This window comes from Polynucleobacter nymphae, assembly GCF_018882155.1.
GTDB lineage: Bacteria > Pseudomonadota > Gammaproteobacteria > Burkholderiales > Burkholderiaceae > Polynucleobacter > Polynucleobacter nymphae.
The window spans coordinates 282,497-307,016 of record NZ_JACVPA010000001.1 but is presented as its reverse complement, the minus strand read 5'-3'; the positions used below and the strand labels follow the sequence as shown (position 1 = coordinate 307,016).

The following is a 24,520-nucleotide window of genomic DNA, read 5'->3' as shown; positions in this document are numbered from 1 at the left end:
CCCCTTTAGTTTAGTGCGAATAGCCAAAAACCAATTTAGCGCCTCAGTAGTACCTAAGTCGTGCCTGAGCAAGCTAGGCTTGGGAGCCTAAAGCGTTATGATTGCGTTTTTACCCATTTTGGCAATATTAGGACAAATGTTATGAATAAAACCTACCCATCGGCAGCAGATGCCTTGAGGGATATCTTAAAAGACGGACAAAAACTCGGTGTTGGTGGTTTTGGTCTATGCGGCATTCCTGAGGCCTTAATTGAGGCAGTGAAAGAACTTGGCGCGCAAAACTTGACCGCTGTATCTAATAATGCTGGCGTGGATGGTTTCGGCTTAGGTATTTTGCTCAATTCTCGTCAAGTAAAGAAAATGGTTGCATCTTATGTAGGCGAGAACAAAGAGTTTGAACGTCAATACCTTGCAGGCGAGCTGGAGTTAGAGTTCACCCCACAAGGCACGCTGGCAGAAAAATTACGCGCTGGTGGTTGCGGTATTCCTGCCTTCTACACAAAAACGGGTGTTGGCACTTTGGTAGCTGAGGGTAAAGAGGTCAAAGAATTTGATGGCGAAAAATACATCATGGAGCGCTCGATTGTCACTGATATTTCTCTAGTAAAAGCTTGGAAGGCGGACCGATCAGGTAATTTGATTTATCGACATACTGCTCGTAACTTCAACCCAGTAGTGGCAATGGCAGGAAAGATTACTATTGCTGAAGTGGAAGAGATTGTTGAGAACGGCGCTTTAGATCCTGCTGAGATTCATACTCCAAGTATCTATGTGCATCGCCTTGTGATTAATAGTAGTCCTGAGAAGCGCATTGAACAACGCACTATCTCGGCTGCACGCTAATTACCCCAAAGAACACTGAAAAGAATTTAGGAAGATCAAAATGCCTTGGACTAGAGATGAGATGGCGGCACGTGCTGCCAAAGAATTAAAAGATGGTTATTACGTAAACCTGGGAATCGGTATTCCTACCTTAGTAGCCAATCATGTACCTGCAGGCATAGAAGTATGGTTGCAATCTGAAAATGGTTTACTGGGTATCGGACCATTTCCAACGGAAGATCAGATCGATGCTGATTTGATCAATGCCGGAAAACAAACAATTACGACGCTGCCTGGCTCCTCCATTTTTTCATCAGCCGATGCCTTTGGCATGATTCGCGGCGGGAAAATTAACATTGCATTTTTAGGTGCGATGCAAGTGAGTGAGCACGGTGATATTGCCAATTGGATGATTCCTGGCAAGATGGTTAAAGGTATGGGCGGCGCAATGGATTTAGTTGCAGGCGTAAAGCACGTAGTTGTCTTAATGGAACATGTTGCTAAAAAGAAAGATGGCACAGAAGAGCTCAAGATTCTGCCCAAATGCAACTTGCCATTAACCGGCGTGGGTGTCATTAGTCAAATCATCACCGACCTGTGCGTGCTCGATATCACTCCCAAAGGTCTGAAATTGACTGAATTAGCCCCTGGTGTCACCAAAGAAGAGGTGATCGCTAAAACAGGTGCCCCTGTTGATACAGCGGGTTTCTAACCGTAGTCATTATTTAATGAAATAATGGGATCACCATGTCGGGATCCCATTCTTCACCTTCAACAAAACCCAGAGCTCAGATGAGTTCTGAGCTTGATCCTTCGCTGCACGCTCATAAAAAGGGTGATGCTCAGCATACTCATAGCAAGCAAGTCTCAAACCAAAACTTACTTTTGATTGCTCTGATACTTACTCTTGGTTTTGCAGGGGTTGAGGGCGCCGCCGCTTATTTTGCCAATTCATTAGCATTGATCTCCGATGCCGGTCACATGGTGACTGATGCTGCTGCCTTGGGCTTGGCACTCCTAGCGCAAATTATTTCTCGTCGTCCGCCTTCACCAAAACATTCTTTTGGTTTTGGTAGAGCAGAAGCCCTAGCTGCTTTTGTGAATAGCATTGCGATGTTAGCTTTAGTCGTATGGATTGTGTTTGAGGCGATTAGTCGTTTTTATGACCCACATAAAGTCGATGGATTCACAGTCACTGTCGTGGCTAGTATCGGCCTTCTCATGAATATCGTAGTTGCCTGGGTTCTTTCACGTGACAAGAAAAGTGTGAACACCCGCGCTGCCCTTGTACATGTGATGGGTGACTTGCTCGGATCAATCGCTGCTTTGATTGCTGGTGTTGTTATTCAGTTGACTGGATGGATGCCAATTGATGCAATTCTTTCTATTCTTGTATCTCTTTTGATTCTTAAATCAACAGTTTCCATTCTCCATGAGTCTTATCACTTCCTCATGGAGGGAGTGCCACTTCATATTGATTATTTGCAGGTGGGAAAAGATCTGAGAGGAGTTCCTGGCGTATTGGCGGTGCACGATCTCCACGTTTGGGAGATGACCCCCAGCTTTCCAGCACTGATTGGCCATATTGAAATTGCGGAAATGCAAGAGTGGCCACAAATCATGTCTCGTATCAATACTATGCTTTTAGATCAACATGGTATTGACCATGTGACTTTGCAGCCTGAGGTATTTGGGAGTATGGATGAACATACCCATGATGAGGACCTGCAAGATGAGGTCAGCTCAACACCAGTTAATCACCAGGGTGATACTTTTTATGTTCAGTGTGCCGATGGTGATATTACTCATCGCATGGCCTATCACGCTTGGGGCAACCCCAGAAATCCAAAAGTATTGCTATGTGTTCATGGCCTAACAAGGCGCGGCAGTGACTTTAAGACTTTGGCTGAAGCCATGTGTCAGGAATATTACGTAGTTTGCCCAGATGTTGTTGGCAGGGGAGACTCTGATCGCTTAAGCAATCCAATGCAGTATGCCGTCCCTCAGTATGTAGCTGACATTGCCCAACTGGTAAAACACCTGGGTGTATCCCAAGTTGATTGGCTTGGAACTTCAATGGGTGGTCTGATTGGGATGGTTTATGCAGCGATGCCAAACTCTCCTATACGCAGAATGTTGATTAATGATGTGGGACCAAAAATTGAGGCTGAAGCCATTCAGCGTCTAGGCTCTTACGTAGGCCAACCTTTTTCATTTGCGAGCCGTGCTGATGCCTTAAGTCGACTCAACGCACTTTGCGCTACTTTTGGTGAGCACACACCAGATGAGTGGGAAACCTATAACGGCCCGATGTTGATTGAACGCAATGGTTTATGGATCATGCATTACGACCCCGATATTGCTGTGCCGTTTGCCTCTGTCAATCCCATCATGGCTAAGGCGGGTGAGATGGCGATGTGGCATGCTTTTAAGCAAATTCATATTCCGATCTTGATCGTGCGTGGCGCTCAATCTGATTTACTCTCTGCAGCTACGGTTGCCCAGATGTGCAAAGTAAATCCGCATGCTCGCAGCATTGAGATTCCAAATGTGGGTCATGCCCCCGCATTTGTGAAACAAGAACAAATTGCCCTAGCAAAAGAATTCTTCAGCTAAGGCTTAGCTGTCAATGGCAAATGTTTCCAGCAAACCAATCTTCATTGATGCTTGGTATGGCGAGCCAGCAGAAGCGCACGCCGCTGGCGCTTTGCAAATTCTGCAATCCCTCGGTTTAGATGAGGCTACATTAACTGCTGCTAGCAATATTGCCCGAACGCATGGCAAAGAAGCGCTCATCAAGCTGATTGGTGAAGAGTCTGCAAAGTTATTAATTGGCTACCGAGGCTTACGCCAGGCACAAGCGAAATTGGTACGTGATGATGGTGGCTTAAGTGTGGCAGGCCAAGAAGAGATGTTGCGTAAGATGCTCTTGGCCTTTGGAGATGACCTGCGTGTTGTGCTCATCTATTTAGCCTCTCGTCTACAAACACTGCGTTGGATCACTCAAGAGAATATATCTATGCCCGCCCCTTGGGCGCATGAGATTCTCAATATCGATGCCTCATTGGCCAATCGTCTGGGTATCTGGCAAATGAAGTGGGAGATGGAGGACTTGGCATTTAGAGCAATGTCGCCAGATACCTACCGCGATATTGCCAATATGCTAGATGCCAAAAGAATAGAACGCCAATCATTCATTGATCGAATTGTTTTGCAACTCCAAGAAGAATTGAAGCTAGCGCAGATTGAAGGCGAGGTGCATGGTCGACCGAAACATATCTATAGCATTTGGAAGAAGATGCAAGGCAAGTCACTCGACTTTGCCGATCTTTATGATGTGAGAGCATTTCGTGTCTTGCTTGCGGATGTGAGATCTTGCTACGCAGTCTTAGGTATCGTACATAACGTCTGGCAACCAGTACCGCGTGAGTTTGACGATTACATTGCACGCCCTAAACCAAACGGCTATCAATCACTCCATACAGTGGTGATGAATGAGAATGGCACGGCCTTCGAGATCCAGGTCCGCACTCAAGACATGCATCAACAAGCAGAGTACGGTTTGGCGGCTCACTGGCGTTATAAAGAGGGTGCCTATAGTGGCATGTCTAAACCGCCTAATTCTTCCCATCAAGCTGGAACCGATAGTGCAGAAGTAGCCTATGAAAGACAGATTGCTTGGGCAAGACAGTTGATTTCCTGGAAGGAAGACGCTTGGGAGCAACTCAAACATCATGAGATCGATGATCACATCTACGTGCTCACACCATTAGGTAAAGTGATTTCACTAGAAAAAGGTTCTACCCCAGTTGATTTTGCCTATGCGGTTCACACTAACTTAGGCCATCGTTGCAGAGGTGCCCGTGTTGATGGCGCAATGGTTCCCCTAGAATCTGCATTACAAAATGGTCAGACCATTGAGATTGTTACAGTCAAGCATGGCGGTCCTTCGCGCGATTGGATTAGTCCCGATAAAAATTATTTACGCTCGCAAAGAGCGCGCTCGAGAGTGCGCGCTTGGTTTAATGCGCTCGATGACGAAGAGACTGGCCTTACAGCAAAGCCTGTAGAGCCTAAAGTCGAAGCAGGTTCTGAAGCAAAAGTAGCCACGCCAGAAATTATTCTTCGCAACAGTACAAGAAAGGCCGGTCAGAGCGGCGATGTCTTGGTAGTTGGCGTAGATTCTTTGCTCACGCAATTGGCACGTTGCTGCCGGCCAGTTCCGCCAGACACGATTGCAGGATTTGTGACTCAGGGTAGAGGCGTTTCAATTCATCGGCGAACATGTAGGACCTTTAGAGGACTTTTAGAAAGAGCTCCTGAACGCGTTATCCAAACCGCTTGGACTGCTACAGCCAATTCAACTGCAGATAAAGACCCAAAGCGGGTGTTCCCAGCGGATTTGGTGGTGACTGGCTTAGATCGTCAAGACCTGATGCGTGAGCTCTTTGAAATTCTGACTCGGCAAGGTGTACATGTCATTGATTTACGTAAATCTGCCAAAAAAGGCCTAGCCCAGATCCTTTTAACAGTTGAGGTCAAGGATTCTGAAGTATTGCGCCTTGTTCAAAATAGCCTAGAGGAAGTTAAAGGGGTCACCCAAGTGCGTCGCCGGTGATAAACTCTATGGCTGTATAGGCTCGTAGCTCAGCTGGTTAGAGCACCACCTTGACATGGTGGGGGTCGTTGGTTCGAGTCCAATCGAGCCTACCAACGAATAAGACCCGATGGGGAAACCCAAGGCGCGGATGCCCATAAGCTGCCGCGCTTTATTTTTAGGTCGTAGTAGTAAAACAGAAGTTCAGTAATTAAGATGGAGTCATGATGCTTGTAGTTACTCTGCCCGATGGATCAAAACGTGAGTTTGAGGCCCCCGTTCGCGTAGCGGATGTCGCTCAAAGCATCGGTAGTGGTCTTGCAAAAGCAGCCTTAGGCGGCATCGTTGATGGCAAGATGGTTGATACGAGTTTTCTGATCGACAAAGACAGTCAGCTCGCGATCATTACCGACAAGAGTCCTGAAGCACTTGAGATAGTGCGCCACTCAACAGCCCATTTATTGGCCTATGCTGTAAAAGAATTATTCCCTGAAGCGCAGGTGACGATTGGTCCAGTGGTAGAGAACGGTTTTTATTACGACTTCTCTTATCACCGTCCATTTACACCAGATGATTTGGTGGCGATTGAAAACAAAATGGCTGAGCTTGCTAAAAAAGATGAGCCAGTGGTGCGCACTGTTATGCCACGTGATCAAGCGGTGAAGTTTTTCAAAGATCAGGGAGAAAACTACAAAGCAGAACTCATTGCCAGCATCCCGCAGGGCGAAGATGTTTCCCTTTATGCAGAAGGTAAGTTCACTGATTTATGTCGCGGCCCTCATGTACCTTCCACTGGTAAGTTAAAAGTATTTAAGTTGCAAAGTGTTGCTGGCGCTTATTGGCGTGGCGATAGTAAGAATGAGATGTTGCAGCGTATCTATGGCACAGCCTGGTTACGCAAAGAAGATCAAGATGCCTATTTGCATATGCTTGAAGAGGCAGAAAAACGTGATCACCGACGTCTTGGAAAATTACTGGACCTCTTTCATTTTCAATCTGAGGCTCCTGGTCTAGTTTTCTGGCATCCCAAAGGTTGGTCGATCTGGCAAGAAGTTGAGCAGTACATGCGACGCGTGTATCAGCAAGAAGGCTACCAAGAAGTAAAGGCCCCGCAAATTTTGGATCGTGGTCTTTGGGAAAAATCGGGCCACTGGGAAAACTATAAAGAAAATATGTTCACGACCGAGTCGGAGAATCGTGCTTATGCATTAAAGCCGATGAACTGCCCTGGTCATGTACAAATTTATAACTCTGGACTCCATAGCTATCGCGAGTTGCCGTTGCGCTTTGGTGAGTTTGGTCAATGCCACCGCAATGAACCATCTGGTGCATTGCATGGTTTGATGCGCGTACGTGGTTTTACGCAAGACGATGGCCATATTTTTTGTACTGAAGATCAAATTCAATCCGAAGTAGCCAGCTTTGATAAAGCGGTCCGCGATGTCTATCAAGATTTTGGTTTTACTGAAGTGGCTGTGAAGTTGGCCTTACGTCCTGCCAAGCGGGTTGGCGATGATGCAATTTGGGATAAGGCGGAAGCAGCCCTTCGCGGAGCCCTTAAGGCTTCAGGCCAAGAGTGGGAAGAATTGCCAGGCGAGGGCGCTTTTTATGGTCCTAAGATCGAATATCACCTAAAAGACTCGATTGGGCGTACTTGGCAGTGCGGCACGATTCAGGTGGATTTCTCGATGCCAGAGCGTTTAGGCGCTGAATATGTGGCTGAAGACAATAGCCGCAAGACCCCAGTCATGCTTCATAGAGCAATTGTGGGCTCTTTAGAGCGTTTTATCGGTATTTTGATCGAAAACCACGCTGGAAATATGCCAGTTTGGCTTGCCCCAACCCAGGCTGTGGTTCTCAATATCTCCGGAAATTCTGCTGCATATGCACAACAAGTCCAGCAATCGCTGAAAAAACAAGGGTTTAGAGTGGAATCCGATTTGCGGAATGAGAAAATAACGTATAAAATACGCGAGCACGCATTACAGAAGATCCCATTTTTGTTAGTTGTTGGGGATAAAGAATCTGAAAGTAATACGGTGGCCGTTCGTGCCCGTGGCGGAGTGGATTTAGGTGTAATGCCTCTTGATGCCTTCGTTGCCCGACTCCAGCAGGATATATCCCAGAAAGTCGGACCCGAGCCTAGCTAGGGGTAGAGCGGTTTTTATTGTTTTTTTAAAGGAATTAAGAAGATCGCTACTGAAAAATTGCAGCGCATTAACCGGGAAATTACTGCTCCTGAAGTGCGTTTGATTGGAATTGATGGAGAGCCCATCGGTGTAGTTAAGTTGAGTGAAGCCTTGGCTGCAGCAGAAGAGAAAGAGACCGATCTGGTTGAAATTGCTCCGACAGCTGAACCACCTGTTGTCCGAATTATGGACTTCGGCAAATTCAAGTACCAAGAAGCCAAGCGGATGCATGAAGCAAAGCTGAAGCAAAAAGTGATTCAGGTGAAGGAAGTCAAATTCCGTCCCGGCACAGATGATGGTGACTACGGTGTAAAGCTACGCAATTTAATCCGCTTTTTGGAAGATGGCGATAAGACAAAGATTACGTTACGGTTTCGGGGTCGTGAAATGGCCCACCAAGAAATCGGGGCAAGAATGTTGGAGCGTTTGAAGTTGGACCTTGTTGAGCATGGCCAAGTCGAACAGTTTCCAAAAATGGAAGGCCGCCAGATGGTGATGGTATTGGCCCCCATTCGCAAGGCTAAGTAACTAGGTTCTACCTGGTTCTTATGTAGGGAGGCACTCGAAGTGAATCACTGAGGGTGCTGGTAGTTAGAAGTGCTTCTGGGTACAGGAAGAGTAACCGTCGGTTGCCACCTATGTTGCACAAGTAAATGAAGGGGTGCTTTATGCCCAAGATGAAGACCAAGAGTAGCGCTAAAAAGCGCTTTACGGTTCGCGCAGGCGGAACGATTAAACGAGGCCAGGCTTTTAAACGCCATATCCTTACCAAGAAGACTACCAAGAATAAGCGTCACTTGCGTGGTACCACAGAAGTTGCGAAAGCTGACGTTAAGTCAATTCGCTCCATGCTTCCTTACGCTTAACCTCAGACTAGATTAGGAGAATCAAATGCCAAGAGTCAAACGTGGGGTTACAGCAAGAGCCCGTCATAAGAAAATCACTGATGCCGCAACAGGTTACCGCGGTCGTCGTAAAAACGTATTCCGTATTGCTAAGCAAGCGGTTATGCGTGCTGGTCAATACGCCTATCGTGACCGTCGCAATAAGAAACGTGTATTCCGCGCTTTGTGGATTGCTCGTATCAATGCGGCAGTGCGTGAGCATGATATGACCTATAGCGTATTCATGAATGGTATGAAGAAGGCTTCAATCGATCTCGATCGTAAAGTACTTTCTGATATGGCCATTGCTGACAAGCCGGCTTTTGCCGCTTTGGTTACTCGGATTAAATCCGTAGTAAGCGCTGCAGCTTAATTTTTTTCTAAAAAACTAAGCTGCAATGGTTTCTCTCGACCAAATTGTCGAGGATGCTAAACGTGATTTCCTCGGAGCTGCTGATGGGGCAGCTCTTGAGGACGCGAAAGCCAAGTATCTCGGTAAATCAGGTGTTCTCACTGAGCGTTTAAAAGCGCTTGGTGGAATGTCGCCTGAGGAGCGCAAGAGTGCTGGCGCCCAAATTAATCAAATCAAAACCCAAGTAGAAGATGCATTACAAGAGCGTCGTCAGGCTTTGTCTGATGCCGTAATGATGCAACGTTTGGCAGCTGAGTCAATCGATGTCTCTATGCCTGGTCGTGGCCAAGCAGTAGGTAGTTTGCATCCGGTAATGCGCACTTGGGAGCGTGTAGAAGAGATCTTTAGCTCCATCGGTTTTGATGTTGCAGATGGTCCTGAAATTGAAACTGACTGGTTTAATTTCACAGCCTTAAATAGCCCTGAGAATCATCCTGCCCGCTCTATGCAGGACACTTTTTATATTGACGGCAAAGATTCTCAAGGTAAACCTCTCTTATTGCGTACCCATACCAGCCCAATTCAGGTCCGTTATGCAAGTGAGCATGTTAAGAAATATGCCAAGGCAGACGTCATGCCTCCAATTAAAGTGATTGCACCCGGTAGAACCTATCGTGTAGATAGCGATGCAACGCATTCGCCAATGTTTCATCAGGTTGAAGGTTTGTGGATCGCAGAAAAAGTTTCCTTTGCTGATCTGAAGGGCGTGTATACCGATTTCTTGAGAACTTTCTTTGAAACGAATGAGTTACAAGTTCGTTTTCGTCCATCTTATTTCCCATTTACAGAGCCTTCTGCAGAAATCGATATGGCCTTTGGTAGCGGCAAACTGGCTGGCCGTTGGTTAGAGATTTCCGGAGCAGGGCAGGTTCATCCAAATGTTCTGCGCAATATGGGTATTGATCCGGAGCGTTATACCGGGTTTGCTTTTGGTTCTGGTCTAGAGCGTTTATCGATGTTGCGTTATGGCATAGATGATTTACGCCTCTTCTTTGAGAATGATTTACGTTTCTTAGCGCAGTTCCCTGCTTAAGAAAGAATATAGAGCGCTATGCAATTTTCTGAATCTTGGCTGCGTCAGTATGTAAATCCATCGCAGGATAGCGATGCATTGGCACATGCAATGACAATGGCTGGTTTAGAAGTGGAAGACCGGCATTTAGTAGCTCCAGCATTTACGAAGATTGTGATTGCACAGATTCTATCTGCTGAGCAACATCCTGATGCCGATCGTTTACGGGTATGCAAAGTTGATGCCGGGACGGGTCAAGAGTTACAAATTGTTTGCGGTGCGCCTAATGCACGTGTCGGCATCAAGATTCCCTGCGCCTTAGTAGGTGCAGAATTACCTCCAGCAGAAGTGGGTGGCAAGCCTTTCATGATTAAGGTAGGCAAGCTACGCGGCGTTGAAAGCCAGGGCATGTTGTGCTCTGGTCGTGAACTCGGTTTAGGTGATGATCATGAAGGTATTCTAGAGTTACCGGCAGATGCACCCCTTGGAAAAGATATCCGTGAGTACCTCAATTTAGATGATCAAATCTTTGTTATTAAGTTAACGCCAAATAAAGCAGATTGTCTCTCCCTCATGGGCATAGCCCGAGAAGTTTCGGCGATCACCGGCGCTGCACTATGTGCTCCTCAATGGAATCCACCACAAACATCAATACAAGACAAGCGTAAAGTCTTAATTGAGAACAAAGAGCTTTGTGGTCGCTTTGCGGGTCGCGTTATTCGTGGCGTTAATCCCAAGGCAAAGACACCTGATTGGATCGTTCAACGTTTAGCTCGCGCTGGGCAAAGAAGTATTTCTGCATTAGTCGATCTTTCTAACTACGTCATGTTAGAAATGGGTCAGCCCACCCATGTATTTGATATTGATAAGTTAGAGGGCGATATTACCGTTCGCTGGGCGAAATCTGGTGAAACGCTTGAGTTATTGAATGGCCAGACAGTCACTTTGCAAGGCCCAGATTCTGCTGGCAAGACGCAAGAAGCTGGTGTCGTTGCAGATCAAAAAGGTCCAGTAGCGCTTGCAGGGATCATGGGCGGTAATCACTGCGCTGTTAGCGATGACACTAAAAATATCTACGTAGAGGCTGCTTATTGGTTGCCATCCGCGATTCAGGGACGTGCCCGCCGTTTTAATTTCAGTACCGATGCTGCACACCGTTTTGAGCGTGGTGTAGATCCACAAAATACCGTCAATTGCCTTGAGTATCTCTCAGCCTTAATTCTAGAGGTCTGTGGTGGTCAAGCAGGTCCAGTAGATGACCAGGTTCTCAATGTACCAGTACTCAAACCCGTACGTATGCGCCTGGCGCGTGCAATGCAGGTCATTGGTATTCCGTTGACTAATGACATTGTTACTGATGTCTTTCAGCGTCTTGGCTTTGAATTTAAGCAAGAGGGTGATGTATTTGTTGTAAGCCCTCCAAGCTATCGCTTTGATATTGAAATTGAAGAAGATTTGATTGAAGAAGTTGCACGCATGTACGGCTTTGAAAACATTCCTGATCAGCCACCCGTTGCTTTATTAAAAATGAGTGCAAAGGCTGAAGCTAAGCGGGGCATTCATGTATTACGCCAGCGTTTAGCATTGCAAGGCTATCAAGAGGCTATTAATTTTGGCTTTACTGATCTTGAAAGCGAACAGCGTCTGGCTGGTGCTACTGAGAAAGAGGTAATTGCCGTTTTGAATCCGATTGCTAGTCAATACGGTGTCATGCGCAGCACTCTATGGGGTGGCTTACTCAATAATCTCAAAGCCAATTTGAATCGTGGTGCAGGACGTGTACGTCTTTTTGAGGCAGGTCGCGTATTTAAGCGTGATTCCAGTATTCAAGAAGGGCCCGGTATGGTTACTGGCTTTACTCAAGCGCAAAAGCTTGGGGGCTTAGCTTACGGCTCTTTCGTTCCAGAACAATGGGCAAGCGCTAATCGTGCGGTTGATTTCTTTGATGTAAAGGGCGACATCGAGAGAGTTTTAGATCCTTTGCATTTCATTACAGAAGCCGCTCAGCATCTCGCTTTGCATCCAGGTCGCTCTGCACAGATCTTCTTAAAAACAAACGCAGGAAAAACTGCAGTTGGTTGGATAGGTGAATTACACCCAAGTTTGCAACAAGCCTATGAGCTGCCACAAGCCCCCGTTTTGTTTGAATTCGATTTAGATCCAATTAGAAAGCTCGGTCTACCTCAGCCCGAAGAGTTAAGTAAGTTTCAGGCAGTTCAACGTGATTTAGCCTTAGTAGTTAAACAAGCCGTTTCTGCGCAATCTTTGTTAGATGCAATGATGGCTAGCAAGCAGAATTTTGTTCGAACCATTGAGCTCTTTGATGAGTTCAAACCAAAGGCAGGATCAAGCAGCATGGCTGACGATGAAAAGAGCTTGGCTTTCCGTGTGATCCTGTTAAACCCTAATGAAACATTGCAAGACCCCCAAATTGATGCGGTTATGGCTGCTTTATTGATAGCCGTAGAAAAAAAATGCGCAGCCCGTCTGCGCTAGTTTAATATTACATAAATATCAAAAAGCTATAGAAGAGACTGGCAATGAGCGAATTCAATATCAACGACACCGTGACAAAAAATGAGCTATCAGAAGCACTTTTTGATCAAGTTGGTTTAAACAAGCGCGAAGCAAAAGATATGATCGATGCTTTTTTTGATCGCATTGGCCATTCACTTGAGTCTGGTGTTGAAGTGAAGATCTCTGGCTTTGGTAATTTCCAGTTGCGTAATAAATCGGCTCGTCCTGGCCGAAATCCAAAAACAGGTCAAATGATTCCGATAGCAGCAAGACGTGTAGTGACATTTCATGCAAGTCAAAAGCTTAAAGATGTAGTGGAGTCACATGCTCGAGAAATCCGAGTTTGATGCAAGCTTGGCACTGCCGAGCTCTCAACTTCCCCCGATACCATCTAAACGCTATTTCACTATTGGCGAAGTAGCAGAACTATGCGGTGTGCGTTCACACGTTTTGCGTTATTGGGAGCAGGAATTTTCGCAGCTGAGTCCTCAGAAACGCCGTGGCAATCGTCGTTACTATCAGCATCATGAGGTAGTGTTAATTCGTAAAATTAGAGCACTTCTCTATGAGGAGGGCTTTACCATCAGTGGCGCTAGAAATCGTCTTGATGAAGTGCGTGGCGAACTGCGCCTACGCGATGAATTGCAAGCTGTTCTGCAAATTCTGTCTAAATAGTTACTGATACAATTTTGTCTCGTCGGGGCGTAGCGCAGCCTGGTAGCGTACATGCATGGGGTGCATGTGGTCGGAGGTTCAAATCCTCTCGCCCCGACCATCCATCTTTAGGGTTTTAATGAATCACAATATGAGCACAACGAATCTCAAGCCCAATGATCAAGAAAGAACCAGTTTCTTTGGTTTAGATATTCCTTTTCTAGATCACCTCGGCGTTGTTCCGGAATATGCTCGCGACGGTAAGTCACGCATCAGTCTTGATTTAAAGCCCGAATTTACCAATAGCTTTCATGTCGCCCATGGGGGTTTGATTATGACTTTGCTCGATTTTGCGATGGCCGCAGCAGCTCGCAGCGCTGCTCAGCACCCTTTGGGGGTTATTACGATTGATATGACTACAAGCTTCTTGCGTCCCAGTATCGGCAAGCTCATAGTTGAGGGCAGCATTCTCAAGGGCGGTAATACGATTCATTACTGTGAAGCGGTTGTATTAAATGATGTTGGTGAAGTCACTGCCAAAGCCAGCGGCACCTTTACTCTGAGAAAATAGTAATTGCTATAAATTCACCATAATCGATCATAATATTTATAACGATTATATTGATTATTGTAAATATTAAGTCAGATAAGCCTTTTAATAAAAGGTTAATAATATAAATTGCTGTCTAATTTTATTTATATATAATGATTCCTTAAATAGTTTAATTGCGTTAATTGAGCTACTTTAAATAACCCATTATTCGGAGAAAAATATCCATGTCTTCTTATAAAGACCTATTAGCTCAGCGCGAGCAATTAGATAAACAGATTAAAGAGGCAGTTGCCCGTGAAAAGGCTGATGGTATTGCTAAGGCTAAAGTGATTATTGAGCAATATGGCTTAAGTGCTTCAGACTTGTTTAGTCGCAAAGCAGGCGTCAAAAGCAGTGGAGGCAAGGTAGCCCCTAAATACCGTAATCCATCTACAGGTGACACCTGGACAGGCCGTGGTAAGGCTCCAAAGTGGATTGATGGCAAAGATCGCAGCAGCTACTTAATCTAAAAACCATTTTATACATTAAAAAAGGCCGTAATTGCGGCCTTTTTTATCACTTACATGCACTTCTTTCCTAGAGCTTCTATAAAGATAGACTCTAATAGTTCATGGCGGCTTCCTTGAGGCCATGATTGATCTGCTTCGATATTGGTGGCAGGATATCCAATAATGAGGGGGTTATGCTCAATCAGGCCATTTTCTAGCTCTGCTTTGATATTTTCTGTGAACGGTGGCTTATGACCATGATTTTCATCCGCTAGAGCAACTACACCAGGGTGGAGCTTGATAAAACCTTCATCTACTAGGATAGGAATCCTCTGTGTATCCTTGTTTTTACTCAAATAATGGATTAAATGAACCTGTTCCACTGGAGGTATTAAGGCATCTAAAAAGATCAAATCAGGCGCTATTGATACCGCCTTCATTAAGCCCTCTAGGCTATCAATAGCAACCTCCATTTCCACTTTGAGCTGCCAATCTTGGATCGATTCTAGGAGATCTTGGCTATTTTCAGCCCTGCGGAAGATGCCGATGGCAATACAGTTTTGGCTGGTTTTTTGCCGCATGGCTCTTTTGCGACGCTGGAGCTGTTGCTCTAGAGAGCTTGCCAATATGCGCCTATGCCCACCACGAGTCTTCCAGGCGATTAATTCGCCTAATTCCACCATTTTTTGGACCGTTCCAAGTGATACCTGCAAAATCTTGGCACTTTGTCTAGTGCTGAGATACTCCATATCTGGGGTGATGGTTTTCATATTTCCCTTAATTTCATTAATTCATTTGAAGATTTAGAGAATAAAAATCAAAGCTAAGGGAATCTGTCAGGAGATCTTTAAAGCCAGGTAGGAAAGTTCTTATTAATTTCATCTCGCTAGATAAATGCCCCTAAATCGCAACAGATAGGGAAAGTCCTTTTGTAGAAAATGGTCAATCGTGTTAAATTAGATACGTAGCAGCAGTTTTTGCACAGATCAATTCGTGAAACGGTGAAGCCGCGTAACGAATGGTTATAACCACAGTTTTAGTCGGGAAACCCGATGAAAGGTGAGCATCATGATGCAGGAATCAAGAGATAACTCTTATCTCTTTGGCGGTAACGCACCCTATGTAGAGGATCTCTACGAATCCTACTTGCACGATCCAGCTTCTGTAGCTGATCATTGGCGAGCTTATTTTGATAACGTGAAGCAAGTCCCAGCTGTCGACGGTTCATCTCGCACTGACATTGCTCACGGACCCATTGTTGCGTCTTTTGCCGAGCGCGCTAAACAAGGCCCCATCAGAACGATTTCTGATTCAGCTAACTCCGATATGGGACGTAAACGTGTCGCAGTGCAGCAGTTGATAGCGGCGTATCGTAACGTTGGCAATCGCTGGGCAGACATTGACCCCTTGAAGCGCACTGAGCGCCAGGACATTCCTGAGTTAGACCCAGCCTTCTACGGATTTACTGATGGCGATATGGATATCGTCTTCAATATTAGTAATACATTCTTCGGCAGAAACGAAATGAGCTTGCGGGACTTGCTGCAAGCATTGCGTGAAACATACTGCGGCACGATTGGTGCTGAATATATGTTCATTGCTGACCAAAAGATTAAGAAGTGGTGGCAAGAGAAGTTGGAATCCATCCGCTCAAGACCTTCATTTGATGTGGATAAAAAGCGTCAAATTTTAGATCGCGTTACTGCGGCAGAGGGCTTAGAGCGTTATCTGCAAGCCAAGTATGTTGGTCAAAAACGCTTCTCTCTCGAGGGTGGCGATAGTTTCATTGCTTGCATGGATGAATTAATTCATCAAGCAGGTGCCAAAGGGGTGCAAGAGATCGTCATTGGCATGGCGCACCGCGGTCGTCTCAATGTCTTAGTAAACACTTTAGGCAAAATGCCGAAAGATTTGTTTGCAGAGTTTGAGCACAAAGGCCCTGAGACTTTACCTGCTGGCGATGTGAAATATCATCAAGGATTTTCTAGCGATATTTCTACGCCAACGGGACCCGTTCACGTTTCTTTGGCATTCAATCCTTCTCATCTAGAGATCGTTAATCCAGTAGTAGAAGGTTCAGCCCGAGCCCGTATGGATCGTCGAGGGGATGTTTTGGGAGAACAGGTATTGCCGGTGCTAGTGCATGGTGATGCTGCAATTGCTGGCCAAGGTGTGATGCAAGAGACTTTGTCTTTGGCAGAGGTGCGTGGCTATTCCACCGGCGGCACAGTTCACATTGTGATCAATAACCAAATTGGCTTCACTACTTCAGACCCGCGAGACTTGCGTTCTAGCTTGTACTGCACAGACATCATGAAGATTATTGATGCGCCAGTATTGCATGTGAACGGCGATGATCCTGAAGCAGTGGTATTGGCAACTCAACTAGCCATAGAGTTTCGTACACAGTTTCATAAAGATGTGGCAATCGACATTGTTTGCTTTAGAAAACTAGGCCATAACGAGCAAGATACACCCTCGATGACCCAGCCCTTGATGTATAAAATTATTGCTGAGCATCCTGGCACACGTAAGCTTTATGCAGATAAGCTAGAGGCAGAGGGCACATTGCCTGTCGGTACGGGAGACCAGATGGTCAAGGACTTCCGAGCTGCGATGGATGCCGGTATTCAGACCTCTGATCCGGTTCTCAGTAATTACAAGGGTAAGTTTGCAGTTGATTGGGCGCCGTTTTTAAATAAGAAATGGACCGATGAAGCCGATACAGCTATTCCTTTGACAGAATGGAAGCGTTTGGCTGAACGCGTTTCTACTGCACGCGAAGGCTTTAAAGTTCATCCCTTAGTTGAAAAGGTATTAAATGATCGCGCAGCAATGGGGCGTGGTGAAACCAATATTGACTGGGGTATGGGTGAACATATGGCATTCGCATCCTTGGTGGCGAGTGGTTATCCAGTTCGCTTATCAGGTGAAGACAGCGGTCGCGGAACCTTTACGCATCGTCATGCAGTTTTGCACAATCAAAATCGCGAGAAATGGGATACCGGCGTTTATATTCCTTTGCGTCATATTGCCAAAGATCAAGCACCATTTTTAGTGATCGACTCTATTTTGTCTGAAGAGGCTGTGCTTGGGTTTGAGTATGGCTACGCTTCAGCTGAACCCAATACTCTAACAATCTGGGAAGCGCAATTTGGTGACTTTGCCAATGGTGCCCAAGTGGTTATTGACCAATTTATCGCCTCGGGTGAGGTGAAGTGGGGCCGTGTCAATGGCTTAGTCATGATGTTGCCGCATGGATATGAGGGTCAAGGCCCAGAACATTCATCGGCCCGTCTTGAGCGCTTCATGCAGTTATGTGCTGATACCAATATGCAAGTGATTCAGCCAACTACTGCATCGCAGATCTTCCACGTATTACGGCGTCAAATGATTCGTCAGTTCCGCAAGCCACTCATCTTGCTCACTCCCAAATCATTACTTCGCAATAAAGAGGCAGCGTCGCCTTTATCAGAATTTACCAAAGGCAAATTCCACACAATATTGCCTGAGCGTGATGAGACTATCGATGCTAAGCAAGTCACTCGTTTGGTGATGTGTTCAGGTAAGGTTTATTACGATCTTGTGAAACAGCGCACAGAGAAGAAGATTACTGACGTTGCCATCATTCGCTTGGAGCAGCTATATCCATTCCCGCATAAAGCACTTGCTGTCGAGTTGAAGAAGTATCCAAAAGTTCAAGAGGTTGTGTGGTGTCAGGATGAGCCACAGAATCAAGGTGCTTGGTTCTTCGTACAACATAATATTTTGGAAAACATGTCTGATGGCATGAAGTTGGCATATGCAGGACGTCCTGCATCTGCTTCACCCGCCTGTGGATATGCTCATCTCCATCAAGAACAGCAGAAGTCTTTATTGAATACGGCATTTGCCAATCTAAAAGGTTACGTGATTACGAAATAATCGTCGTCATAACTCTACATACATATAACTAGGATTAATCATGGCTATTTTTGAAGTTAAAGTTCCACAACTCTCTGAATCTGTTGCTGAAGCAACTTTGTTGCAATGGAAAAAGAAGGTCGGCGATGCTATTGGTCAAGATGAAATCTTGATTGAAATTGAAACTGACAAAGTGGTTCTCGAAGTGCCGTCACCTTCTGCTGGTGTGCTTACTGAAATCGTAGTTGCCGATGGCGGTACCGTCGTTGCTGAGCAATTGATTGCTAAGATTGATAGCACTGCAGTTGCTATTAAGTCTGCTCCTGTAGCAGCGCCAGCCGCAGCTCCAGCCGCAGCTCCAGCAAAAACTGCTCCAGCAGCTAAAGCTTCAACTGTAGCTGCAGCTCCCTCTGCGGCAAAAATTCTGGCAGAAAATAATCTGAGCGCTGGTCAAGTTACTGGCTCCGGTCGTGATGGGCGCATTACTAAGGGTGATGCCTTAAATGCCGCTGCTGGCGGTGCAAAATCTGCTGCTATTCCAAGTGCATCCATTCCAATGGGTGATCGTCCAGAGGAACGTGTTCCCATGAGCCGCTTGCGCGCTCGGATTGCCGAACGTTTGCTAGAGTCACAAGCAAACAACGCAATTTTGACTACATTTAATGAAGTCAATATGGGTCCAGTGATTGCGCTTCGTAATAAATACAAAGATCAGTTTGAGAAAACTCATGGTGTGAAGTTGGGCTTTATGTCTTTCTTTGTCAAAGCGGCAACCCATGCTTTGAAGAAATTCCCATTACTCAATGCTTCTGTAGATGGCAATGACATCGTCTACCACGGTTACTTTGATATCGGTATCGCTGTAAGCTCACCACGTGGCTTGGTAGTTCCGATTCTGCGTGATGTGGATCAAATGAATTTGGCTGATATTGAGAAGAAGATTGCTGAGTTTGGCGTTAAAGCACGCGAAGGCAAGTTATCAATTGAAGAGTTGACTGGCGGTACATTCTCCATCTCTAATGGTGGTGTGTTTGGCTCTATGCTTTCTACGCCGATCATCAACCCACCACAATCTGCTATTTTGGGTATCCACGCTACTAAGGACCGCGCTGTTGTTGAAAACGGCCAAGTAGTAGTTCGTCCAATTAACTACCTTGCTTTGTCATATGATCATCGCATCATTGATGGCCGTGAGGCTGTACTTGGTTTGGTTGCCATGAAGGATGCCTTAGAAGATCCAGCACGTCTTCTTCTTGATTTATAAAAAGGGAAGATCATGAGCCAAGCTTTTGATGTAGTTGTAATTGGTGGTGGTCCTGGCGGCTACATTGCCGCAATTCGTGCAGCGCAACTCGGTTTTAAGGTTGCCTGCGCAGAATCCAGCTCTTATGACGATCCTAAGGGTGAGCCTCGCTTAGGAGGCACTTGCTTAAACGTGGGTTGTATACCTTCAAAGGCTTTGTTAGCCTCTTCCGAGGAGTTCGAGAAGATTGGTCATCAGGCTGCTGATCATGGGATCAAGGTTGGATCTGTCAGCATTGATTCTAAAAAGATGGTTGCTCGTAAAGACGATATCGTTACGAAGATGACTGGTGGCATTCAGTACCTCTTTCGCAAAAACAAAGTGACCTTATTAAAAGGCCATGCTTCTTTCGAAGCTAAAGGTGCTGATGGTTATCAAATTAAGATTGATGGCAAAGATAAAGAGACTGTTACTGCGAAGAATGTCATCATTGCAACTGGCTCTAAAGCGCGCCACTTGCCTGGTTTGCCAGTCGATAACATCTTGATCTGCGATAACGAAGGCGCACTGAAATTTGATTCAGTTCCTAAGAAGCTTGGCGTCATTGGTGCAGGTGTAATTGGCCTAGAGCTTGGTTCTGTATGGCGTCGTTTAGGCTCTGAGGTGACTGTGCTCGAAGCATTGCCTTCTTTTTTGGCGGCATGCGATACGGGTATTGCTAAAGAAGCACAAAAACTTTTTCTGAAGCAGGGCTTGAACATCAATATGGGTGTGAAAATTGGTGATGTGAAGGCTGATAAGAAGGGTATTGTTGTTAACTACACTGATAGTGCTGGTAAGGCTGCTAAGTTAGAGTGTGATCGCTTGATCGTTTCAGTTGGTCGTGTACCAAATACCGATAAATTGGGTTTAGACAAGATTGGCCTGAAAGTGGATGAGCGTGGTTTTATTCCAATCGATGATCACACTTGTGCCACTGCCGCACCTGGCGTATACGCTGTAGGTGATGTAGTGCGCGGCCCGATGTTGGCACATAAAGCGGAAGATGAGGGTGTCTTGGTAGCAGAAGTGATTGCTGGCCAAAAGCCGCATATCGATTACAACTGCATTCCTTGGGTGATATACACCGATCCTGAAATTGCTTGGGTTGGTAAGACTGAGCAAGCCTTGAAAGAGGCTGGCATTGCTTATAAGGCTGGTCAATTCCCATTTGGGGCTAATGGCCGTGCATTGGGCATGGGTCGCACTGATGGTTTTGTCAAAATCTTGGCTGATGCTAAGACTGATGAAATCCTCGGCGTTCACATCATTGGACCAAATGCTTCTGATTTAATTGCGGAAGCTGCTGTGGCAATGGAATTTAAAGCAGCGGCTGAGGATATTGCCCGTATCTGTCATCCGCATCCAAGTCTGTCAGAAGTCATGCGCGAAGCAGCGTTGGCAACTGATCAACGCGCATTAAATATGTAATTGAAAACAATTGAGTACTACCAACAAGAGTTAAAAACGCGCGGGTATCATACCGATTCCGCGCAGCTTCGTGCTGTAGAGCGTTTACAGCAGTGCGAAGATGAATGGATTGCGTATAAAGAGATTCGCAGTAACAATCTTAAGAAGGCGCTCTTCAAGCCGGCCCTCCCTCAGGGCTTGTATATATGGGGTGGAGTAGGGCGTGGAAAGTCCTTTGTGATGGACTGCTTTTATGCAGCCTCCCCAGTAGAAAAAAAGATTCGTATTCATTTTCATGAGTTCATGCGGGAAGTTCACCGCGAATTACATGAGTTATCCGGCATGGCCGACCCTCTGGATGAGCTTGCCAAAAGAATATCTCAGCGCTTTCGCTTAATCTGCTTTGATGAGTTCCATATCAACGACATTGCTGACGCGATGATTTTATATCGTCTCTTGAGCGCGCTATTTGAGGACCGTGTGCAATTTGTGATGACGTCAAACTATCGTCCAGATCAGCTATACCCCAATGGCTTGCATCGTGATCGATTGATTCCAGCGATTCAATTGCTGGAAGAAAAGCTCGATGTCTTAAATCTGGATGCAGGCAATGACTATCGTCGTGTGCAGATGGCACAAGTACAAGCGTATTTAACTCCAGCCAGCGCAGAAACACAGGTCAAGTTAGGCCAGATGTTTCAAACATTAATTGGTAATCGCAAAGAGGTTGCGATGCCTGTCTTAAATATTGAGTCTCGTGAGCTTAGGCCCTTACATTTGGCTAATGGAGTTGTTTGGTTTGATTTTCAAACTTTGTGCTGTGGCCCGCGCTCCCAAAACGACTACCTTGAGATTGCTAAGCAATTTCATACCGTGATTCTCTCGGGGGTGCCCTACATGCCTCCTAGGATGACTAATGAAGCACGTCGCTTTATCTGGCTGATTGACGTCTTATATGACCATAAGATCAAATTAATCATCTCTGCTGAGGTTCCGGCCACAGATCTGTATACCGAGGGCCAAATTACCTCTGAATTCTCCAGAACAGTGTCGCGCCTCATTGAGATGCAGTCCCGCGACTACCTAGATGCACCTCGGCGGGTCATTGACACCAGCTTGACCTAAAATAGGGTTATGAGCAGCTTTTCTCCCATTAACGCCGATTTGCATTGCCACTCAGTAGTTTCTGATGGCACTTTGACGCCTGAACAGCTTGCAGAGCGCGCTAAGGCAAACGGTGTTCATTTATGGGCATTAACGGATCATGATGAGTTGGGTGGTCAACAACGCGCAAGAGATGCAGCCAGCGCTTTGAACATGGACTACCTAGCTGGCGTAGAAATTTCAGTGACCTGGATGGGGGTCACCATCCACATTGTTGGACTTGGTATTGATGCTAAGCATGTTGGCATTCTAGAAGGTCTACGTCGCACGCGCGAGGGTCGCGGAGATCGCGCTCAACTGATGGCTGACCAATTAGCAAAAGTAGGGATTCCTGGTGCGTATGAAGGTGCATTGCATTACGCAGGTAATGATCAGCTGATTTCAAGAACACACTTTGCGCGCTTCTTAGTAGAGCAGGGTATTTGCCGTGATACTGAACACGTATTCAAAAATTATCTAGTGGAAGATAAGCCCGGCTTTGTTCCGCATATGTGGGCAACATTAGATGATGCAGTTGCCTGGATTAAGGCCGCTGGCGGGGTCGCAGTCATTGCCCATCCGGGACGCTATAGCAGACTGAATGCGATGCAGATGGATGAGCTCTATAAGCACTTTAAAGACATCGGCGGCTTGGCGATTGAGGTCATCACTGGAAGTCATAGTCCAGACCAGTATCAAACCTTTGGGAAGATTGCTCAGCAATACGGTTTCTTGGCTTCTCGAGGATCTGATTTTCATGATCCGAATGAAAGCCATATCGATTTAGGAAATTTGCCGCATTTGCCAGACCACCTTACACCAGTATGGTCTGCATTTCATTGATTCATTAACGATAAAGATAAAGAATAAAGATGTTTGCTGAACGTGTTCTCTCTGGTATGCGACCTACGGGTAATTTGCATCTTGGCCACTATCATGGCGTGCTCAAGAATTGGGTACGCTTGCAATCTGAGTATCCCTGCTTTTTCTTCGTTGCAGATTGGCATGCGCTAACTACGCACTATGAAACTCCGGATGTGATTGAGCAATCCGTTTGGGATATGGTGATTGATTGGTTGGCAGCGGGCGTGGATCCAAACCAAGCCACTTTATTTATTCAGAGCAAGGTACCAGAGCACGCAGAACTCTTTTTGCTGCTATCTATGGGAACCCCATTGGGCTGGCTTGAGCGGGTTCCGACCTATAAAGACCAGATTGAAAAGTTAAAAGAAAAAGATCTGCAAACTTATGGCTTTTTAGGTTATCCATTGCTACAAGCTGCCGATATTCTGATTTACCGTGCTCAACATGTACCAGTAGGTGAAGATCAAGTGCCTCACGTAGAAATGACACGTGAAGTGGCGCGCCGCTTTAACTATTTGTATGGTCGTGAACCAGGCTTTGAGGAAAAAGCCTTAGAGGCTGTAAAAAAACTGGGTAGTAAACGCGCCAAGATGTATACAGAGTTACGTGTAGCGTTTCAGGAGCGTGGTGATGATGAGGCTTTGGAGCAAGCTAAAGCATTGCTGCATGAAGCGCAAAGTTTATCCATGGCTGATCGTGAGAGATTGTTTGGTTTCTTAGAAGGCTCGCGCAAAATTATTCTCCCTGAGCCACAGGCGTTATTAACTTCGGCATCACGCATGCCAGGCATTGATGGCCAAAAGATGTCCAAGTCATATGGCAACACGATTAGCATTCGCGAAGAGCCTGAAGAGGTCATTAAAAAAATCCGTACCATGCCAACTGACCCAGCTCGTGTTCGTAGAACAGATGCCGGGGACCCCGCGCGTTGCCCAGTATGGCAACTACATACTGTCTACTCCAATGAAGCAACCAAGCAGTGGGTTGAAAAGGGTTGTAAGTCAGCAGGTATTGGTTGTCTTGAGTGTAAGCAGCCAGTAATTGATGCCATTCTTGCTGAACAACAACCCATGTTTGAGCGTGCTCAAAAGTATTTGGATGATCCGAGTCTTTTACGTTCGATCATTGCTGATGGCGGCGATAAAGCGCGCAAAGTTGCTCAAGAAACGATGCGTGAGGTCCGCGAAGCAATGGGCCTTGATTACGATTAAGGTTCTTGGCTTGCCTAATCTGCACGATGTGATTGTGAGGCCATCCTCTTGGGTAGCGCGGTTTGCACCACTCATTCCTAAGGATGGCGTGGTTCTCGATCTTGCTTGCGGTTCAGGGCGCCATTCTCAATTATTAGCTGATCTGGGTTATTCAGTTTTGGCTGTAGATCAAGATATAGCTGCAATCGAGGCTTTAAAGTCTTCTTCAATTATTCCAAAATGCCTAAATCTTGAGCAAGATACTTGGCCGCTGGCTGAGTTAAGGTTTGGGGGTATTGTGGTGACGAATTACCTATATCGACCTCATCTTGATCGTTTGCCTGAAATGTTAGAGGAAGGCGGAATTTTGATCTATGAAACCTTTGCTCAGGGTAATGGGGAATTCGGTAAGCCTTCTAACCCGAATTTCCTCTTAAATCCAGGTGAATTATTGGCTTTTGCTGCCCGCCATAGCCTCAAAGTCATGGCATATCAGGATATTTATGTGGATGAGCCCAAACCAGCCATGGTTCAAGCCCTTTGCGCTGTAAAAGGCGGGCTAAAAGACCGCATTCCGTTACAATTTCAAGGTTAAGACAG

General features: G+C 45.9%; 21 protein-coding genes, 2 tRNA genes and 1 pseudogene. 23 read left to right on the top strand and 1 reads right to left on the bottom strand.

What is annotated here, in order from left to right; genetic code table 11:
• Nucleotides 1-141 precede the first annotated feature (141 nt).
• The 16 genes and pseudogenes from ICN29_RS01590 to ICN29_RS01515 all read left to right on the top strand — a co-directional run bounded on the left by ICN29_RS01590 (nucleotide 142) and on the right by ICN29_RS01515 (nucleotide 14,149).
• Complete coding sequence (locus ICN29_RS01590; protein WP_216129064.1) at nucleotides 142-843, top strand: CoA transferase subunit A; 702 nt, start codon at nucleotides 142-144, stop codon at nucleotides 841-843.
• A 40-nt stretch (nucleotides 844-883) separates the two neighbouring features.
• Nucleotides 884-1,534 carry a CoA transferase subunit B gene (locus tag ICN29_RS01585; protein WP_216129062.1) on the top strand — a complete coding sequence of 217 codons (651 nt, stop codon included), beginning with the start codon at nucleotides 884-886 and terminating at the stop codon, nucleotides 1,532-1,534.
• A gap of 80 nt (nucleotides 1,535-1,614) precedes the next feature.
• A complete protein-coding gene (locus tag ICN29_RS10770; protein WP_216129060.1) occupies nucleotides 1,615-3,438 on the top strand; it encodes an alpha/beta fold hydrolase in 1,824 nt (607 codons plus the stop codon).
• 13 nt (nucleotides 3,439-3,451) lie between these two features.
• Entirely contained in the window at nucleotides 3,452-5,440 is a 1,989-nt protein-coding gene (locus ICN29_RS01575) for a RelA/SpoT family protein (protein ID WP_216129058.1), read from the top strand.
• Nucleotides 5,441-5,458: 18 nt separating this feature from the next.
• Nucleotides 5,459-5,535: transfer RNA gene (locus ICN29_RS01570), tRNA-Val, on the top strand.
• Between the two features lie 111 nt (nucleotides 5,536-5,646).
• Nucleotides 5,647-7,569, top strand: coding sequence for a threonine--tRNA ligase (gene thrS / locus ICN29_RS01565; RefSeq protein WP_216131878.1), 1,923 nt, complete (start codon nucleotides 5,647-5,649; stop codon nucleotides 7,567-7,569).
• 33 nt (nucleotides 7,570-7,602) lie between these two features.
• Complete coding sequence (gene infC, locus ICN29_RS01560; protein ID WP_439651266.1) at nucleotides 7,603-8,136, top strand: translation initiation factor IF-3; 534 nt, start codon at nucleotides 7,603-7,605, stop codon at nucleotides 8,134-8,136.
• Between the two features lie 140 nt (nucleotides 8,137-8,276).
• A complete protein-coding gene (gene rpmI, locus ICN29_RS01555) occupies nucleotides 8,277-8,474 on the top strand; it encodes a 50S ribosomal protein L35 (protein WP_216129056.1) in 198 nt (65 codons plus the stop codon).
• 25 nt (nucleotides 8,475-8,499) lie between these two features.
• Nucleotides 8,500-8,865 carry a 50S ribosomal protein L20 gene (gene rplT, locus ICN29_RS01550; RefSeq protein WP_216129054.1) on the top strand — a complete coding sequence of 122 codons (366 nt, stop codon included), beginning with the start codon at nucleotides 8,500-8,502 and terminating at the stop codon, nucleotides 8,863-8,865.
• 25 nt (nucleotides 8,866-8,890) lie between these two features.
• Entirely contained in the window at nucleotides 8,891-9,937 is a 1,047-nt protein-coding gene (gene pheS, locus ICN29_RS01545; RefSeq protein WP_216129052.1) for a phenylalanine--tRNA ligase subunit alpha, read from the top strand.
• Between the two features lie 18 nt (nucleotides 9,938-9,955).
• Complete coding sequence (gene pheT / locus ICN29_RS01540) at nucleotides 9,956-12,412, top strand: phenylalanine--tRNA ligase subunit beta (RefSeq protein WP_216129050.1); 2,457 nt, start codon at nucleotides 9,956-9,958, stop codon at nucleotides 12,410-12,412.
• 44 nt (nucleotides 12,413-12,456) lie between these two features.
• Nucleotides 12,457-12,780 carry an integration host factor subunit alpha gene (locus ICN29_RS01535; RefSeq protein ID WP_216129048.1) on the top strand — a complete coding sequence of 108 codons (324 nt, stop codon included), beginning with the start codon at nucleotides 12,457-12,459 and terminating at the stop codon, nucleotides 12,778-12,780.
• A pseudogene (locus tag ICN29_RS01530) lies at nucleotides 12,758-13,057 on the top strand (MerR family transcriptional regulator); the annotation flags it as partial. The gene ICN29_RS01535 and the pseudogene ICN29_RS01530, both read left to right, overlap by 23 nt.
• Nucleotides 13,058-13,131: 74 nt before the next feature.
• A tRNA-Pro gene (locus tag ICN29_RS01525) sits at nucleotides 13,132-13,208 on the top strand.
• A 30-nt stretch (nucleotides 13,209-13,238) separates the two neighbouring features.
• Nucleotides 13,239-13,658 carry a PaaI family thioesterase gene (locus tag ICN29_RS01520; protein ID WP_255538015.1) on the top strand — a complete coding sequence of 140 codons (420 nt, stop codon included), beginning with the start codon at nucleotides 13,239-13,241 and terminating at the stop codon, nucleotides 13,656-13,658.
• Nucleotides 13,659-13,864: 206 nt separating this feature from the next.
• Nucleotides 13,865-14,149, top strand: a complete 285-nt coding sequence (locus ICN29_RS01515) for an H-NS histone family protein (RefSeq protein WP_216129041.1) — start codon at nucleotides 13,865-13,867, stop codon at nucleotides 14,147-14,149.
• Between the two features lie 50 nt (nucleotides 14,150-14,199).
• Here ICN29_RS01515 and ICN29_RS01510 read toward each other — a convergent pair whose 3' ends face one another.
• A complete protein-coding gene (locus ICN29_RS01510) occupies nucleotides 14,200-14,898 on the bottom strand; it encodes a helix-turn-helix domain-containing protein (protein WP_216129039.1) in 699 nt (232 codons plus the stop codon).
• Between the two features lie 298 nt (nucleotides 14,899-15,196).
• Between ICN29_RS01510 and ICN29_RS01505 the strand changes: the two genes are divergently transcribed.
• From ICN29_RS01505 to ICN29_RS01475, 7 genes are read left to right on the top strand one after another with little or no spacing between them, the layout of a single operon-like run.
• On the top strand, nucleotides 15,197-18,052 hold the full coding sequence (locus tag ICN29_RS01505; RefSeq protein WP_216129037.1) for a 2-oxoglutarate dehydrogenase E1 component: 2,856 nt from the start codon (nucleotides 15,197-15,199) through the stop codon (nucleotides 18,050-18,052).
• 40 nt (nucleotides 18,053-18,092) lie between these two features.
• Nucleotides 18,093-19,295, top strand: a complete 1,203-nt coding sequence (odhB, locus tag ICN29_RS01500) for a 2-oxoglutarate dehydrogenase complex dihydrolipoyllysine-residue succinyltransferase (RefSeq protein WP_216129034.1) — start codon at nucleotides 18,093-18,095, stop codon at nucleotides 19,293-19,295.
• A 12-nt stretch (nucleotides 19,296-19,307) separates the two neighbouring features.
• The gene (lpdA, locus tag ICN29_RS01495; RefSeq protein ID WP_216129032.1) at nucleotides 19,308-20,744 is read left to right on the top strand and encodes a dihydrolipoyl dehydrogenase; all 1,437 of its coding nucleotides are present in this window, start codon (nucleotides 19,308-19,310) and stop codon (nucleotides 20,742-20,744) included.
• Nucleotides 20,745-21,848 carry a cell division protein ZapE gene (gene zapE, locus ICN29_RS01490; protein ID WP_216129030.1) on the top strand — a complete coding sequence of 368 codons (1,104 nt, stop codon included), beginning with the start codon at nucleotides 20,745-20,747 and terminating at the stop codon, nucleotides 21,846-21,848.
• Between the two features lie 9 nt (nucleotides 21,849-21,857).
• Nucleotides 21,858-22,709 carry a 3',5'-nucleoside bisphosphate phosphatase gene (locus ICN29_RS01485; RefSeq protein WP_216129028.1) on the top strand — a complete coding sequence of 284 codons (852 nt, stop codon included), beginning with the start codon at nucleotides 21,858-21,860 and terminating at the stop codon, nucleotides 22,707-22,709.
• A gap of 29 nt (nucleotides 22,710-22,738) precedes the next feature.
• The gene (locus ICN29_RS01480; RefSeq protein WP_216129026.1) at nucleotides 22,739-23,941 is read left to right on the top strand and encodes a tryptophan--tRNA ligase; all 1,203 of its coding nucleotides are present in this window, start codon (nucleotides 22,739-22,741) and stop codon (nucleotides 23,939-23,941) included.
• Nucleotides 23,904-24,515, top strand: coding sequence for a class I SAM-dependent methyltransferase (locus tag ICN29_RS01475; RefSeq protein ID WP_369411615.1), 612 nt, complete (start codon nucleotides 23,904-23,906; stop codon nucleotides 24,513-24,515). The genes ICN29_RS01480 and ICN29_RS01475 overlap by 38 nt, the downstream gene beginning before the upstream one ends.
• The last annotated feature ends 5 nt before the right edge of the window (nucleotides 24,516-24,520 follow it).

Coding starts and splice junctions, on each gene's coding strand:
- ICN29_RS10770 (WP_216129060.1), top strand. CDS start 1,615: ATGAGTTCTGAGCTTGATCCTTCGCTGCACGCTCATAAAAAGGGTGAT.
- pheT (WP_216129050.1), top strand. CDS start 9,956: ATGCAATTTTCTGAATCTTGGCTGCGTCAGTATGTAAATCCATCGCAG.
- ICN29_RS01505 (WP_216129037.1), top strand. CDS start 15,197: ATGATGCAGGAATCAAGAGATAACTCTTATCTCTTTGGCGGTAACGCA.
- ICN29_RS01520 (WP_255538015.1), top strand. CDS start 13,239: ATGAGCACAACGAATCTCAAGCCCAATGATCAAGAAAGAACCAGTTTC.
- rplT (WP_216129054.1), top strand. CDS start 8,500: ATGCCAAGAGTCAAACGTGGGGTTACAGCAAGAGCCCGTCATAAGAAA.
- ICN29_RS01585 (WP_216129062.1), top strand. CDS start 884: ATGCCTTGGACTAGAGATGAGATGGCGGCACGTGCTGCCAAAGAATTA.
- lpdA (WP_216129032.1), top strand. CDS start 19,308: ATGAGCCAAGCTTTTGATGTAGTTGTAATTGGTGGTGGTCCTGGCGGC.
- ICN29_RS01590 (WP_216129064.1), top strand. CDS start 142: ATGAATAAAACCTACCCATCGGCAGCAGATGCCTTGAGGGATATCTTA.
- pheS (WP_216129052.1), top strand. CDS start 8,891: ATGGTTTCTCTCGACCAAATTGTCGAGGATGCTAAACGTGATTTCCTC.
- rpmI (WP_216129056.1), top strand. CDS start 8,277: ATGCCCAAGATGAAGACCAAGAGTAGCGCTAAAAAGCGCTTTACGGTT.
- ICN29_RS01485 (WP_216129028.1), top strand. CDS start 21,858: ATGAGCAGCTTTTCTCCCATTAACGCCGATTTGCATTGCCACTCAGTA.
- ICN29_RS01575 (WP_216129058.1), top strand. CDS start 3,452: ATGGCAAATGTTTCCAGCAAACCAATCTTCATTGATGCTTGGTATGGC.
- ICN29_RS01515 (WP_216129041.1), top strand. CDS start 13,865: ATGTCTTCTTATAAAGACCTATTAGCTCAGCGCGAGCAATTAGATAAA.
- ICN29_RS01535 (WP_216129048.1), top strand. CDS start 12,457: ATGAGCGAATTCAATATCAACGACACCGTGACAAAAAATGAGCTATCA.
- ICN29_RS01480 (WP_216129026.1), top strand. CDS start 22,739: ATGTTTGCTGAACGTGTTCTCTCTGGTATGCGACCTACGGGTAATTTG.
- thrS (WP_216131878.1), top strand. CDS start 5,647: ATGCTTGTAGTTACTCTGCCCGATGGATCAAAACGTGAGTTTGAGGCC.
- odhB (WP_216129034.1), top strand. CDS start 18,093: ATGGCTATTTTTGAAGTTAAAGTTCCACAACTCTCTGAATCTGTTGCT.
- ICN29_RS01510 (WP_216129039.1), bottom strand. CDS start 14,898: ATGAAAACCATCACCCCAGATATGGAGTATCTCAGCACTAGACAAAGT.